This is a genomic window from Streptomyces sp. NPDC051636, assembly GCF_044453765.1.
GTDB lineage: Bacteria > Actinomycetota > Actinomycetes > Streptomycetales > Streptomycetaceae > Streptomyces.
The window spans coordinates 25,034-39,933 of record NZ_JBITDA010000012.1 but is presented as its reverse complement, the minus strand read 5'-3'; the positions used below and the strand labels follow the sequence as shown (position 1 = coordinate 39,933).

At 71.2% G+C, this 14,900-nt stretch carries 11 protein-coding genes and 2 pseudogenes; 9 read left to right on the top strand and 4 right to left on the bottom strand.

What is annotated here, in order from left to right; translation table 11 throughout:
- The first annotated feature begins 20 nt into the window (after positions 1-20).
- From ACIBBH_RS21685 to ACIBBH_RS21655, 7 genes and pseudogenes are all read left to right on the top strand, one after another.
- Positions 21-2,873 (top strand): DEAD/DEAH box helicase, encoded by a 2,853-nt coding sequence (locus ACIBBH_RS21685; RefSeq protein WP_399406920.1) that lies wholly within the window; start codon positions 21-23, stop codon positions 2,871-2,873.
- A 129-nt stretch (positions 2,874-3,002) separates the two neighbouring features.
- Positions 3,003-3,313, top strand: a pseudogene (locus ACIBBH_RS21680) (TetR/AcrR family transcriptional regulator); the annotation flags it as partial.
- Between the two features lie 334 nt (positions 3,314-3,647).
- Positions 3,648-5,273 carry a sensor histidine kinase gene (locus ACIBBH_RS21675; protein ID WP_399406918.1) on the top strand — a complete coding sequence of 542 codons (1,626 nt, stop codon included), beginning with the start codon at positions 3,648-3,650 and terminating at the stop codon, positions 5,271-5,273.
- Positions 5,270-5,677: a roadblock/LC7 domain-containing protein gene (locus tag ACIBBH_RS21670; protein ID WP_132853723.1), complete on the top strand. Its 408-nt coding sequence runs from the start codon at positions 5,270-5,272 to the stop codon at positions 5,675-5,677. Before ACIBBH_RS21675 ends, ACIBBH_RS21670 begins: the two co-directional genes overlap by 4 nt.
- Positions 5,674-6,087, top strand: a complete 414-nt coding sequence (locus ACIBBH_RS21665) for a DUF742 domain-containing protein (protein ID WP_399406916.1) — start codon at positions 5,674-5,676, stop codon at positions 6,085-6,087. The genes ACIBBH_RS21670 and ACIBBH_RS21665 overlap by 4 nt, the downstream gene beginning before the upstream one ends.
- Complete coding sequence (locus tag ACIBBH_RS21660) at positions 6,068-6,688, top strand: GTP-binding protein (RefSeq protein ID WP_399406914.1); 621 nt, start codon at positions 6,068-6,070, stop codon at positions 6,686-6,688. Before ACIBBH_RS21665 ends, ACIBBH_RS21660 begins: the two co-directional genes overlap by 20 nt.
- 49 nt (positions 6,689-6,737) lie before the next feature.
- The gene (locus tag ACIBBH_RS21655; RefSeq protein ID WP_399406912.1) at positions 6,738-8,231 is read left to right on the top strand and encodes a cytochrome P450; all 1,494 of its coding nucleotides are present in this window, start codon (positions 6,738-6,740) and stop codon (positions 8,229-8,231) included.
- On the opposite strand, the gene ACIBBH_RS21650 is transcribed toward ACIBBH_RS21655, so the two are convergent.
- The 4 genes and pseudogenes from ACIBBH_RS21650 to ACIBBH_RS21635 all read right to left on the bottom strand — a co-directional run bounded on the left by ACIBBH_RS21650 (position 8,206) and on the right by ACIBBH_RS21635 (position 11,766).
- On the bottom strand, positions 8,206-9,228 hold the full coding sequence (locus ACIBBH_RS21650) for an RluA family pseudouridine synthase (RefSeq protein ID WP_399406910.1): 1,023 nt from the start codon (positions 9,226-9,228) through the stop codon (positions 8,206-8,208). The genes ACIBBH_RS21655 and ACIBBH_RS21650 overlap by 26 nt on opposite strands.
- 110 nt (positions 9,229-9,338) lie before the next feature.
- A pseudogene (locus ACIBBH_RS21645) lies at positions 9,339-9,842 on the bottom strand (amino acid permease); the annotation flags it as partial.
- A 62-nt stretch (positions 9,843-9,904) separates the two neighbouring features.
- A complete protein-coding gene (locus ACIBBH_RS21640; RefSeq protein WP_399406908.1) occupies positions 9,905-10,750 on the bottom strand; it encodes a siderophore-interacting protein in 846 nt (281 codons plus the stop codon).
- Between the two features lie 86 nt (positions 10,751-10,836).
- Positions 10,837-11,766, bottom strand: coding sequence for a 5'-3' exonuclease H3TH domain-containing protein (locus ACIBBH_RS21635; RefSeq protein ID WP_399407249.1), 930 nt, complete (start codon positions 11,764-11,766; stop codon positions 10,837-10,839).
- Between the two features lie 153 nt (positions 11,767-11,919).
- Here ACIBBH_RS21635 and ACIBBH_RS21630 point away from each other — a divergent pair, with 153 nt between their 5' ends.
- The gene (locus ACIBBH_RS21630) at positions 11,920-13,002 is read left to right on the top strand and encodes a glycine betaine/L-proline ABC transporter ATP-binding protein (RefSeq protein ID WP_399406907.1); all 1,083 of its coding nucleotides are present in this window, start codon (positions 11,920-11,922) and stop codon (positions 13,000-13,002) included.
- Positions 12,995-14,821, top strand: coding sequence for an ABC transporter permease/substrate binding protein (locus tag ACIBBH_RS21625; RefSeq protein ID WP_399406905.1), 1,827 nt, complete (start codon positions 12,995-12,997; stop codon positions 14,819-14,821). Before ACIBBH_RS21630 ends, ACIBBH_RS21625 begins: the two co-directional genes overlap by 8 nt.
- Positions 14,822-14,900: the final 79 nt, after the last annotated feature.

Genomic DNA, 14,900 nt, shown 5'->3' with positions numbered 1-14,900 from the left:
GTTGTCCCACGTTCCGGATAATGATCGTCCTGTTGTCAGTGGGGCCCGGTAACCTCGAAAGCACGATGACAGAGGACCTCTCACCGGCCGAGCGGTACGCGGCAGCCCGGAGACGGGCAGCCGAGCAGGCCACCGCGCTCGCGTCCTTCCGCGAGATGTACGACTTCGGCCTCGACCCCTTCCAGATCGAGGCCTGCCAGGCACTCGAAGCGGGGAAGGGCGTGCTGGTGGCCGCCCCCACCGGCTCCGGCAAGACGATCGTGGGCGAGTTCGCCGTCCACCTCGCCCTCCAGCAGGGCAAGAAGTGCTTCTACACGACACCCATCAAGGCACTGTCGAACCAGAAGTACGCCGACCTGTGCCGCCGCTACGGCGCGGCCAAGGTCGGCCTGCTCACCGGCGACAACAGCGTGAACTCCGACGCGCCAGTGGTCGTGATGACCACCGAGGTGCTGCGGAACATGCTCTACGCGGGCTCGCAGACCCTCCTGGGCCTCGGGTACGTGGTCATGGACGAGGTGCACTACCTCTCCGACCGCTTCCGCGGCGCAGTCTGGGAAGAGGTGATCATCCACCTGCCCGAGTCGGTGACCCTGGTGTCACTGTCGGCGACCGTGTCGAACGCCGAGGAGTTCGGCGACTGGCTCGACACCGTCCGCGGCGACACCGAGGTGATCGTCTCCGAGCACCGGCCCGTGCCGCTGTTCCAGCACGTGCTCGCCGGGCGGCGGATGTACGACCTGTTCGAGGAGGGCGAGGGCCACAAGAAGGCCGTCAACCCCGATCTCACACGGCTGGCCCGCATGGAGGCCAGCCGCCCGTCGTACCAGGACCGCAGACGGGGCCGCGCCATGCGCGAGGCCGACCGGGAGCGGGAGCGCAGACAGCGCTCGCGGGTGTGGACGCCGAGCCGTCCCGAAGTCATCGAGCGGCTCGACTCCGAGGGCCTGCTGCCCGCGATCACCTTCATCTTCAGCCGCGCCGCCTGCGAAGCAGCCGTCCAGCAGTGCCTGTACGCGGGCCTGCGCCTCAACGACGAGGAGGCGCGGGAGCAGGTGCGCGCCCTGGTGGAGGAGCGCACGGAGTCGATCCCGGCCGAGGACCTGCACGTCCTGGGCTACTACGAGTGGCTGGAAGGCCTGGAGCGCGGCATCGCCGCCCACCACGCGGGCATGCTGCCGACCTTCAAGGAGGTCGTCGAGGAGCTGTTCGTCCGCGGCCTGGTCAAGGCGGTCTTCGCCACCGAGACCCTGGCGCTCGGCATCAACATGCCCGCCCGCTCGGTGGTGCTGGAGAAGCTCGTCAAGTGGAACGGCGAGCAGCACGCCGACATCACCCCCGGCGAGTACACCCAGCTCACCGGCCGCGCCGGCCGCCGCGGCATCGACGTCGAGGGCCACGCGGTCGTGCTGTGGCAGCGCGGCATGAGCCCCGAGCACCTGGCCGGCCTCGCGGGCACGCGTACGTATCCGCTGCGCTCCAGCTTCAAGCCGTCGTACAACATGGCGGTCAATCTGGTCGAGCAGTTCGGCCGGCACCGCTCGCGTGAGCTGCTGGAGACGTCCTTCGCGCAGTTCCAGGCCGACAAGTCGGTCGTCGGGATCTCCCGGCAGGTGCAGCGCAACGAGGAGGGCCTGGAGGGCTACAAAGCCTCCATGACCTGCCACCTCGGCGACTTCGAGGAGTACGCCCGACTGCGCCGCGAGCTGAAGGACCGCGAGACGGAGCTGGCCCGGCAGGGCGCGGCCCAGCGGCGTGCCGAGGCCGCCGTCGCCCTGGAGAAGCTCAAACCGGGTGACGTCATCCACGTACCGACGGGCAAGTACGCGGGTCTGGCGCTGGTGCTGGACCCGGGCCTGCCCGCCGGGCGTTCCAACGGCCACCGCGGCTTCGAGTACCAGGACGGTCCGCGCCCGCTGGTGCTGACCGCCGAGCGGCAGGTCAAGCGGCTGGCGTCGATCGACTTCCCGGTGCCGGTCGAGCCGCTGGAGCGGATGCGGATCCCGAAGTCCTTCAACCCGCGTTCGCCGCAGTCCCGCCGGGACCTCGCCTCCGCGCTGCGCACCAAGGCCGGGCACGTCCCGCCGGAGCGGGCCCGCAAGAAGCGCTCCCAGGCCGCCGACGACCGCGAGATCGCGCGGCTGCGCACGGCGATCCGGGCACATCCGTGTCATGGGTGCAACGACCGTGAGGACCACGCCCGTTGGGCCGAGCGGTACCACCGGCTGCTGCGGGACACCTCGCAGCTGGAGCGGCGTATCGAGGGCCGGACCAACACCATCGCGCGCACCTTCGACCGGATCGTGGCGCTGCTGACCGAGATGGACTACCTGCGCGGCGACGAGGTCACCGAGCACGGCAAGCGGCTGGCCCGGCTCTACGGCGAACTCGACCTGCTGGCCAGCGAGTGCCTGCGCGAGGGCGTCTGGGAGGGTCTGAGCCCCGCCGAACTGGCCGCCTGTGTCTCGGCGTTGGTGTACGAGGCGCGGGTCGGCGACGACGCGATGGCGCCCAAGCTGCCGTCCGGCAAGGCCAAGGCCGCGCTGGGCGAGATGGTGCGGATCTGGGGTCGGCTGGACGCCCTGGAGGAGGAGTTCCGGATCACCCAGACCGAGGGCGTCGGCCAGCGCGAGCCCGACCTGGGCTTCGCCTGGGCCGCGTACATGTGGGCCTCGGGCAAGGGGCTCGACGAGGTGCTGCGCGAGGCGGAGATGCCGGCGGGGGACTTCGTGCGGTGGTGCAAGCAGGTGATTGACGTGCTCGGGCAGATCTCGGCGGCTTCTCCTGCCGAGGGGTCGACCGTGGCGAAGGTGGCGCGTAAGGCGGTTGATCAGTTGCTGCGGGGTGTGGTCGCCTACTCGTCTGTGGGGTGACGGTTTGCCGGGCGGGCACGGGTGGACTGTGGCTGGTCGCGCCACGCGGCGGAACCGCGTCTCGACGCGGCCCCGCGCCGCTGGCCCTTCCGTCTACCCGGCGTTCAGATACGACCGCCAACTTCCGTGCGAACGGACGTGGAGCTGCTGTGCGGCGGGCCGCACAACCTCGGCGGGCTGTACCCGCTGCCCTAGGTGCGCACCGAGCGGTTCGCCGGCTCCACGCCGTACGGGCCGAATTCAGGGATGCCTGCCGGCAGTTGATCGGCGCGGCGGCCGCCGGTGCGGCGCTCGCCAAGAGTGAGCTGGACCTGCGGACCGATCTGGTCTTCGGGCTGATCGAGGGCGTCATCCTGGTGCGCCGCTCCGAACCGGACCGGCCTGTCCCGGAGTTCGCCCGGGCCACGGCCGACGCGGCACTGCGGATCGTCGGCGTCTGAGCCGGCGTCCGGGGCGGTCTCCGTCACCGCCCGAGTGACTCTTCACTCGTTACGGTGAGTTATCTTCGTACGCCTGTCCAGCGCTACGCACTGTGTGCGAATGTTGGCTGAGCGTGCAAATGGGGCCGAGCGTACTCCTGTGGCGTAGGCGATTTCAGGTGCTTGCCGAATATGACATGGCGATGATCCGGTCGGACTAAGCTCGCCCGCGGCGCACCGGGTTGAGATGAATTCGTGCGCTTGTTCCCAAACATGCGGAAGATCCAGACAGCTCCATGAACCTTCCCCCCGCAAGCTCCCCCGACACCCCGCCGATTCGTCACAGAGGGCATACATGGTGAGTGTTCAACCGCCTCCCAGCGGCCGCGAACTGTCGTACGCGCGCGTGCTGCTGCTGCCGGCCATACTGATGGCCGCAGCGACCGGAGCCGCCGTCGCCGTGGTCGCGGTGCCGGCCCGGACCGCGGTCGGCCTGTGCGGTGCCGTCGCCACGCTGCTGGTGATCGCGACGGCGGCCGAAGCGGTGCGCCGCGGTCGCAAGCTCCGCGACGCGCGGGCGGAGCACGCCCGTCACGCCGCGTATCTGGAAGGGCGCATCGCCGCCCAGGAAGCGGACCTCCTCCGCTTCCGCACGGAGATCGTGCCGACCGCGCTGTACCGACTGCACGCCGGAGAATCCCCCAGAGAGGTGATGCACAAGGTCCTCGACGCGGACCCCGAACCGCGTCACCTCCCCGACGCCCTGCGCGACCTGCTCAAGGCCGTGCTGAAGATCGTGGACGAGGAAGAGACGGCGCGCGACGCCGCGCAGCAGGCGTTCGTGAACATCGCCCGCCGCGTCCAGGCCATCGTCCACCAGCAGGCCAACGAACTCCGCGAGATGGAGGAGGACCACGGCCGCAACCCCGAGGTCTTCGACGACCTCCTGCGCATCGACCACGGCACCGCGCTGATCGGCCGCCTCGCCGACTCCATCTCCGTCCTCGGCGGCGGCCGTCCCGGCCGTCAGTGGCCCAACCCCGTCGCCCTCTACAGCGTGCTGCGCGGCGCCATGTCCCGAATCCTGGAGTACCGCCGGATCGACCTGGCCTCCATCGCCCACGTGAACATCAAGGGCACCTGCGTCGAACCGGTCATCCACGCCGCGGCCGAACTCCTCGACAACGCCACCCGCTACTCGCCGCCGCAGACCAAGGTGCACGTCACCGCCACCGAGGTGCAGACCGGCGTCGCCATCGAGATCGAGGACGCCGGCGTCAGCCTCAACGAAGAGGCCCGCGCCCGGATCGAGAACATGCTGGAGGCGGCCAAGGCGGGCGTCGACCTGCACACCCTCGGCACGACCCCGCGCCTGGGCCTGGCCGTCGTCGGCCGGCTCTGCACGCAGTACAACATGCAGGTCTCGCTGCGGGCCTCCGCCTACGGCGGCGTCCGCGCCGTCCTCATCGTGCCCAGCAGCATGATGACCACCGAGCCCGCCCCCGGACTCGCCCACGGCATCGGCGCCACCGCCGTCCCGAAGGCCGAACTCGGCGCCCTGGAGGGCCCCAAGCGCGCGCCCAAGAAGCGGCGGCCCACCAGCCCGCGCATCCCCGCCGGGATCTCCATGGAGGACGACGTCCCCGAGGTCACCGAGTGGACGGCCAACGGCCTGCCGCAGCGCCGCAGCAGGGTGAAGATCCCGCTCAGCCAGCGCCTCGCCGAACAGGCCGCCATCGAGCGGGCCGAACGCGAGGGCAAGCCCACCATCTGGTCGCAGCACAAGCCCGAACCCGACCCCGAGAAGAAGAAGGACGACCGCGAACCCGGACTGTGGGTCGAGGCCTTCTGGGAGGGACTCAAGAAGGACAACCCGGGCGTCCACCCGACCGACTTCACGCGGAACCCGACCGCGTACCTGCACCTGATCAACGATTCGGCCACCCACACCGAGGCCGACGACGAGGGGGACCTCAAGTGATCCAGCAGCGAGCCAACTTCGACTGGATGCTCAAGGAGCTCGCCGACGGCGTACCGGGCATCGAGATGATCGTGGTGCTCTCCGCCGACGGACTGCGCATCGCCCGCTACGGCGGCGACCCCGACGCCGCTGACCGCGTCGCCGCGGCCTGCGCCGGCGTGCAGAGCCTGGCGGGCGCCGTGGCCCAGGAACTCCCCGGCAGCGACGGCGACATGAAGCTGGTCGTCATCGAGATCGACGGCGGCTACTTCTACCTGATGGCCGCCGGAGCCAACGCCTACCTGGCGGTCCTCGCCGACGTCGTCTGCGAGCCCGGCCGGATGAGCGGCATGATGCGCGACCTCGTCGTCCGGATCGGCGCCCATCTCACCAGTCCGCCCCGGCGGAACGGGCAGACCGTATGACTCCTCCGCAACGCAGCCGGCGCTACCCCAAACAGGAACCGCTGCCGGAACCCCCGAAGGCGGGCGAGCAGACGGGCACGCCCAAGAAGAACCCCGAGCGGTTGTACGTCATCACCGGCGCCACCGACGGCGGGCGCGCCGAACTGGACCTGGTGACGTTAATCGTGGCGCGCGCCGATCCTCCGCCGTCCGTCCCACCGGAGCAGGCGGCGCTGCTCCGGCTGTGCACCGCCCCCCTGTCCGTGGCCGAACTCTCGGCCTACCTCAACCTGCCGTTCAGCGCGATGACCGTACTGATCACCGAGATGATCACGGCGGAACTGGTGCAGGTGCGCGCCCCGATCGTCCGCCAGGCGCTCCCCGACCGTTCACTTCTCGAAGCGGTGATGCATGGACTTCAAAAGCTCTGACACCGTCCCGGGCCCACGGACCGAGGACCATCTGCCGCACACGGCCCAGGCCGCGGTGAAGATCGTGATCGTGGGCGGCTTCGGAGTCGGCAAGACCACCATGGTCGGCTCGGTCAGCGAGATCAGACCGCTGACCACCGAGGAGACCATGACCCAGGCCGGCATCGGTGTCGACGACGACTACGGCTCCGAGTCGAAGACGGCCACCACCGTGGCCATGGACTTCGGCCGCATCAGCATCACCGAGAAGCTGGTGCTCTACCTCTTCGGCACCCCCGGCCAGGAACGCTTCTGGTTCCTGTGGAACGGGCTCTTCGAGGGCGCCCTCGGCGCGGTCGTGCTCGTCGACACCCGGCGCCTGGAGGTCAGCTTCGACGTCATGGGGCGACTGGAGGAGCGCGGCGTGCCCTTCGTCGTCGCCATCAACTCCTTCCCGGACGCACCCCGTTACCCCGTCGAGGAACTGCGCACCGCCCTGGACCTCTCCCCGGAGATCCCCATCGTCGAGTGCGACGCCCGCCGCCGGGCCTCCAGCCGCGACACGCTGATGACCCTCGTGCGCTTTCTGCACTCGCTCGCCATAACCGGCGCCCTCACCTGACCCCTCCCGTCTCCCCACACCCCGGATCCCCTTTTCGAAAGCGACCACTGTGACGCCTGAACCCCACTCCCTGACCGGCACGGACGATCCCGCGCCCGGCGTGCCCCCCGGCTGCCCGGCGCACCGCCTCGGGCCCGGAGGACTGCACCGGCTGTACGGCCCCGAGGCGGACGAACTGGGCGAGCTGTACGAGAAGCTGCGGGCGGAACACGGACCCGTGGCGCCGGTGCTGCTCCACGACGACGTGCCGATGTGGGTGGTCCTCGGACACACCGAGAACCTGCACATGGTGCGCACGCCCTCGCAGTACTGCCGGGACAGCCGCATCTGGACCCCGCTCCTGGAGGGCGTGGTCAAGCCCGACCATCCCCTCATGCCGCACATCGCCTGGCAGCCCATCTGCTCGCACGCCGAGGGCGACGAGCACCAGCGGCTGCGGGCGGCGGTCACCGGCGCCATGACGACCATCGACCACCGCGGTCTGCGCCGCCACATCAACCGCTACACGCAGCGCCTGGTCAACGAGTTCTGCGGGCAGGGCCGCGCCGACCTGGTCAGCCAGTTCGCCGAGCACCTGCCGATGGCGGTGATGTGCGAGATCCTCGGCATGCCCGAGGAGTACAACGACCGGATCGTGCAGGCTGCCCGCGACATGCTCAAAGGCACCGAGACCGCCATCACCAGCAACGCCTACATCATGGATGCCCTGATGCGGCTCACCGCCCGTCGCCGTGCCCGCCCGGAGGAGGACTTCACCAGCCATCTCATCAACCACCCGGCGGGACTCACCGACGAGGAGGTCGGCCAGCATCTGCGCGTCGTGCTGATCGCCGCGTACGAGTCCACGGCCAACCTTCTCGCCAACGTGCTGCGGGTGGTGCTCACCGACCCGCGTTTCCGTGCCCAGCTCAACGGTGGGCAGATGACGGTGCCCGAGGCGGTGGAGCAGTCCCTGTGGGACGAGCCGCCGATCAGTGCCGTCCTCGGCTACTTCGCCAAACAGGACACGGAACTGGGCGGCCGGCGCATCCGCAAGGGTGACGGGCTGCTGTTCGCGCCCGCGCCGGGCAACGTCGACCCGCGGGTGCGCCCCGACCTGTCCGCCAACATGCAGGGCAACCGCTCCCACCTCGCCTTCGGCGGCGGCCCGCACGAGTGCCCCGGCCAGGACATCGGCCGTGCCATCGCCGACGTCGGTGTCGACGCGCTGCTGATGCGCCTGTCGGACGTCCAGCTGGACTGCGCCGAGGAGGACCTGCGCTGGCGGTCGTCGATCGCCTCACGGCATCTGGTGGAACTGCCGGTGCGTTTCGAACCGAAGCCGCAGCAGGACGTGATGCTCAAGCCCAGCCCCGCGCCCGTCCCACCGCAGCGGGCCACCTGGCAGATCGGCACCAAACCCACGGAGCCCACGCCGGCCCCCGCCCCCGCCCCCGCCCCCGCCCCCGAGGCGGTGGCACCGCAGCCCGCTCCGGCGCCCGCGGAACCGGTCCGCAGGCTCGGCGTCTGGCAGCGCGTCAGGCGCTGGTGGCGCGGGCACTGACCGTCCCGGCCGGCCCCGGCTGCTCCGCGGTCGCCGACCCCGCCTGCCCGGCAGCCCACTCCGCGGGCGCGGACCAGGCCCGGAGCACCCGCCCGCTGACGAACCGGTGCCCCACACCCGTGACCGGATCGGTGAACTCCAGCCTCCGCGCGAGCAGTTGCAGCGGACGCCGGAAGTCACCGGCCGGCACGGGACCGGTCACCTCCGGGTACAGCGGATCGCCGAGGAGGGGTACGCCCAGCGCGCTCATGTGCACCCGCAGCTGATGGGTCTGCCCGGTGGCCGGGACCAGCCGGTACCGGCCCAGCCCGTCCCCCTCCCGGTGCTCGATCAGCTCCACCCGGGTCACCGCGTTCGGCTCGCCCGGCACCTCCCGCGCGGCCTGCACCCCGCGTTCCTTGACGATCCGGCTGCGCACGGTCCGGGGCAGGGCCATACCGGGGACGTACGGGGCGACCGCCTCGTACTCCTTGCGCACCAGCCGGTCGCGGAACAGCGACTGGTAGGCGCCGCGGTCCTCGGGCCGTACCGTGAACAGCACCAGCCCGGCCGTCAGCCGGTCCAGGCGGTGCGCCGCCGTCAGTGTCGGCAGGTCCAGCTCACGCCTCAGCCGCGCCAGCGCGGTCTCGGCGACATGGCTGCCGCGCGGGGTCGTGGCGAGGAAGTGCGGTTTGTCCACGACGACGATCCGTTCGTCGCGGTACACCACCCCCAGCGGGAACGGCACCGGCACCTCGTCGGGCAGCTCCCGGTGGAACCACACGTACATCCCCGGCACGTACGGCGCGTCGGCGGCCACCGCCCGCCCGTCGGCCCCGACGACCAGCCCCGCGTCCAGCATCCCCTCGACCACGCCGGGCCCCGCCCCGCTGAGCCGCTCCACCAGATGCTCGCCCACCGTCGCCCACGCTTCGCCGGCGGGCAGCCGCACCCGCACGGGGTCCACCCCATGGCGCTGCGGCAGGGGAGAGGGCGGGGTACGGGTCTTGCGTCTCATCAGGGAACCAGCGTAGGTGCCGGGCCCCGGCTACGCGGGCACCGCCTCCGCCGCCTCCGGCTCCACCAGCGCGTACGCGCCCGGTACGCGCGACAGACCGCGCCCGCGGCGACCGTCGCGGGCGCCGGCAGGACCACGCCGAGCACGGCGGCGTTCGCGGCGCCGCCGGCGGAGACCGGCCAGGGGCCGTGGCCGATCAGCTGGAAGCCGGACCAGAGCGCCGGCAGCACCATTTGCAGGGCCAGGGCCGCCGCCGCGACCACCACCATCTGCCGGATCACCATGATCCAGCCGGTGAACCAGCCGAAGGACGGGGCCGACAGTCGCGAGGACCACTGGTGGATCGCGCCCGAGATCGGGTAGCGCGCGGCCGGTTCGGCGAAGCACGCGGCGACCATGAGCCGGCCGGTCGGCACGGCCGGCCAGGCCCGGAAGAAGACCGGCCCGCCGAAGGAGTACCCGAAGGCGAAGAACTGGAAGACGGTCGTCAGTACGGAGATGAGGGAGGATCCGGCGGCGAACGAAGCGTACCGGCCGAGGCTGCGGTGCGGCTCCGGGCGGTGGCCGAACTCCCCGGAGGGAACGGTAGTCCTCACCTCCCGCCGCGAGGGCAGGAACGCGGCGGTGGCGGCACCTTCAGAAGGTGCCGCCACGTGCGAAGGTGCCCTCGCTCGGCTCAGGCCGCGGCGGCGCCGCCCTCCTGCTCCGCCTCGACGCGCGCGTTCCACTCGCGCTTGGAGGCCTGCCAGCCGTCCTCGTTGTGGCCCAGGCGCCAGTAGCCGGAGACCGACAGGTCCTCGCGCGGAATCGCGCGCTCGACGCGCAGCAGCCGGCGCAGCTCCTTCACGAAGCCCGCCTCGCCGTGCACGAAGGCGTGCACCCGGCCCTCCGGGAACTCGAGAGCCTTTACGGCCTCGACCAGCGCCGCACCGATCGGCCGGTCGCCGCGGTGCAGCCAGACCACCTCCACGCCGGAGTCGATCTTCTGCTCCTCCTCGGGGCCGGAGACCTCCACGAAGGCGTGCGCCCTGGCGCCCTCGGGCAGCGTCTCCAGGGAGCGGGCGATCGCAGGCAGGGCGCTCTCGTCACCGGCGAGCAGATGCCAGTCGGCTCTCGCGTCCGGGGCGTACGCCCCGCCGGGGCCCATGAAGCGCACGGTCTCGCCGGGCTGGACGCGCGCCGCCCACGGCCCGGCCAGGCCCTCGTCGCCGTGGATCACGAAGTCCAGGGTGAGCTCGCGCTGTTCGGGATTCCAGCCGCGCACGGTGTACGTCCGGGTCACCGGCCACTGCTCGCGCGGGAACTCCGCACGGATCCGCTCCATGTCGAAGGGCTCCGGGTAGGTCACGCCCGCGGCCGGGAAGAGCAGCTTCACATAGTGGTCGGTGCAGGTGTCCGCGGCGAAGCCCGCCAGGCCCTCGCCCCCGAGCACCACCCGCTGCATGTGCGGGGTCAGCCGTTCGGTGCGTACAACCTGGGCGGAATGGGGCTTGCGCGGGTTGCGTCCCGGACGTTCTGCCATGACGGCCTCCCAGCTCCTTGGTTAGGTTCACCTAAGTTAGCATTCGGGGCGGATGAGAGCGCACCCCCGGAAGACCGTCGCGCACGTCACACCCCGAGCGTCGTCAGCAGCCGCTGCAGGGAACCGCCCAGCCCCCAGCGCACCGACAGCTCCTCCAGCCCCGCCGCGTCGCGCGGCGCGCGCGGCAACGTCGTGTCGACGTCCGGCAGCGGGACGTCGGCGGCGACCCGGACGACCGCCGGCGCGACGGCCACGTACGGGCGGGCCTCGTCCAGCCGCTTGCGCTGCGACGGCGTGAGCCTCGCCTTCGGGTCGTCGACCGCCGCCATGATCCCGGCCAGATCGCCGAACTCGGCGAGCAGCTTGGCGGCCGTCTTCTCGCCGATGCCGGGAACGCCCGGCAGGCCGTCGCTCGGATCGCCGCGCAGCAGCGCCAGATCCGCGTACCCCCTGCCGTCGACCCCATACTTCTCCCGCAACCACGCCTCGTCGGTCAGTTGCAGCGTGCCGACGCCCTTGAGGGGGTACAGCACCCGTACCTGACGGCCGTCGTCCACCAGTTGGTACAGGTCGCGGTCGCCGGTGACGATGTCGACCGGCCCCTCGGCGCGTGCGGTGAAGGTGCCGATGACGTCGTCCGCCTCGTACCCCTCGACCCCGACCCGGGCGATGCCGAGCGCGTCCAGCACCTCCTCGATGACCGGCACCTGCGGCGAGAGCGTGTCCGGCACCTCCTCCTGGTCCGGGCCGACCTCGCGCTCCTCGGCCACCCGGTGCGCCTTGTAGGAGGGGATGAGTTCGACCCGCCACCGGGGCCGCCAGTCCGCGTCCATGCACGCCACCAGGTGGTCCGGCCGGTGGTCCTTCACCAGCCGGTCGATGAAGTCCAGCAGCCCGCGCACGGCGTTCACCGGCGTGCCGTCCGGCGCCCTCACCGAGTCCGGCACGCCGAAGTAGGCGCGGAAATAGAGCGAGGCGGTGTCGAGGAGCATCAGTCGTCCGGTCACGCCTCGCATCATGCCGTACCGGGGGGAGCTGTGAGCTGGACCACTGTTGTGTTTGCCTCCGGGGCACTTGGGAAGGCGCCGCCTCGGAGCGGGGATAGTTGCTCTTTTCAACCGACAGCGACTCTTCGTCTCCTGTCCTTGCCACCGAGACGAGAGGTACGCGTGTCAGCCAGCCTCGAGGCCGAGCATCTGTACAAGGTGTTCGGCAGACGACCGGACCGGGCAGTGGAAAGACTCCGGCAGGGGGCGGGCCGTGAGGAGCTGCGCGCCGATGGCACCACCGCCGCCGTGATCGACGCCTCCTTCACCGTGGATCCGGGTCAGATATTCGTCGTGATGGGCCTGTCCGGATCCGGCAAGTCCACCCTGCTGCGGATGCTCAACGGGCTGCTGGAACCGACCGCGGGACACGTCCGTTTCGGCGGCCGGGACCTGACCGCGCTCACCGACCGCGAACTGCGCGCGGTCCGGTCGCGGAAGATCAGCATGGTCTTCCAGCATTTCGCGCTCTTCCCGCACCGCAACGTCCGCGACAACGCCGCCTACGGCCTCGCCGTGCAGGGCGTGCCCCGCGCCGAGCGTGAACACCGCGCCGACGAGGCGCTCGCCCTGTGCGGCCTGGCCGGCTGGGAGAAGTCCTGGCCCGACGAGCTGTCCGGCGGCATGCAGCAGCGCGTCGGCCTGGCCCGGGCGCTCGCCACCGACGCCGACCTGCTCCTGATGGACGAGTCCTTCAGCGCACTCGACCCCCTGATCCGCCGCGACATGCAGGACCAGCTCCTGACCCTGCAGCAGACCCTGAAGAAGACCATCGTCTTCATCACCCACGACCTCAACGAGGCCATGCGCCTGGGCGACCGCATCGCCGTCATGCGCGACGGCCGGATCGTGCAGACCGGCAGCGCCGAGGACATCCTGCTCCGCCCCGCCGACGGCTACGTCACCTCCTTCACCAAGGATGTCGACCGCTCCCGCGTCCTGACCGCGGGCGCCGTCATGGACACCGGCGTACGCGGCGACGAGGCCGACTGCGGCTGCGAGACCGCGACCCCCGACACTCCGTTCACCGAACTGTGCGCGATCAGCGCCCGCCTGGCCCACCCGGTCGCCGTGCTCGACACCGGCCGGCGGGTCGTCGGTGTCGTACCGAGGCAGCGCCTCGTCGGCTTCCTCGGCGACGAAGACGGCGGACCCATCGCCTGCGACGGCGGGGAGAGCGGGAAGAAGGTGACCGCCCGTGCCTAGGATCCACCTCGGCGACTGGGTCGACTCCGGCGTCGACTGGCTGGTCGCCCATCTGTCCTGGCTCTTCGACGCGATCCGCGCGGTCGTCGAGGGCATGTACGGCGGCATCGACGCCGTCCTGACCGCGCCCCAGCCCCTGCTCCTGGCGGGCATCCTCGCGGTGCTCGCCTGGTGGCTGCGCGGGCTGGTCGCCGGTGTCCTCGCCTTCGCCGGGTTCGCGCTCGTCGACTCGCTGGACCTGTGGGACCGCGCCATGTCGACGCTCGCCCTGGTGCTCGTCGCCACGGTGATCGCCCTGGTGATCTCCGTCCCGCTCGGCATCCGGGCCGCCCGCTCCAAGGCGGTCAGCGCGGCCGTGCGCCCGGTCCTGGACCTGCTCCAGACCATGCCGTCGATGGTCCTGCTGATCCCGGCCATCCTCTTCTTCGGCCTGGGCACCGCCGCCGGTGTCATCGCCACGCTGATCTTCGCCCTCGCCCCCGGCGTCCGCATGACCGAGCTGGGTATCCGCCAGGTCGACGCCGAACTGGTCGAGGCCGCCGAGGCGTTCGGCACCCCGCCGCGTGACATCCTGCTGCGCGTCCAGCTGCCGCTCGCGCTGCCCACCATCATGGCGGGCGTCAACCAGGTGATCATGCTGGGCCTGTCGATGGTCGTGATCGCCGGGATGGTCGGCACCGGCGGCCTCGGCGGCGCCGTCAACGAGGCGATCGGCCAGCTCGACATCGGCTTCGGCTTCGAGGCGGGCGTCGGCATCGTCGTCCTCGCCATCTACCTGGACCGCGTGACAAGCGCGCTGGGCACCCAGCTGTCCCCGCTGGGCCGCCGCGCCGCCGCCAAGGCCCGCGCGGCGGGCGGTACCCGGCCCTGGGCCCACCGTCCGCGCCCGGCGGTCGCGGTCGTCGGCGTGGTCGTACTGGCGCTGGTGGCCGGCGGCATGGGGATCCTCGGCTCTTCCTCCGGCACCCCCCGGGCCTCCGCCACGGACGTGGGCAAGGGCAAGGAGATCCGGATCGGCTACATCCCCTGGGACGAGGGCATCGCCTCCACCTACCTCTGGAAGGAGATCCTGGAGGAACGCGGCTTCAAGGTCACCACCACCCAGTACGCCGCCGGCCCCCTCTACACCGGCCTCGCCACCGGCCAGCTCGACTTCCAGACCGACGCCTGGCTGCCCACCACCCACGCCGAGTACTGGCAGAAGTACGGCCAGCGGCTCGACGACCTCGGCAAGTGGTACGGGCCGACCTCCCTGGAGCTGACCGTCCCGTCGTACGTGAAGGACGTGAACTCCCTGGCGGACCTCAAGAGCCACGCCTCCGGGTTCCACGGCAAGATCATCGGCATCGAGCCCAGCGCGGGCATGATGGGCCTGCTCAAGAGCAAGGTGCTCAAGCAGTACGGCCTCGAGGGCACGTACGACGTCGTCGACGGCTCGACCCCCGCCATGCTCGCCGAGCTCAAGCGCGCGTACGCCAAGAAGCAGCCGGTTGTCGTCACCCTGTGGTCTCCGCACTGGGCCTACAGCGACTACGACCTGAAGAAGCTCAAGGACCCCCAGGGCGCCTGGGGCAAGGGCGACGGCGTGCACACCATCGCCCGCAAGGGCTTCGCCGCCGACAACCCCGAGGCCGGCCGGTGGCTGAAGGACTTCTCCATGACCGAGCAGCAGCTCACCGGCCTGGAGGCGCGGATCCAGAAGGCCGGCAAGGGCAAGGAGCAGGACGCCGTCCGCACCTGGCTGAAGCAGCACCCCGGGCTGGTCGACAAGTGGGCCCCGGTCGCCGAGCAGGGGCACAAGAGCCGGGCGGCCGGGTGACCTGACCGTCCCGGACCCGCCCGTGCGAGGGGTGGGCTCGCCGTACGCCGACCGGCGTGCGGTGAAGCCCGCCCCTCGT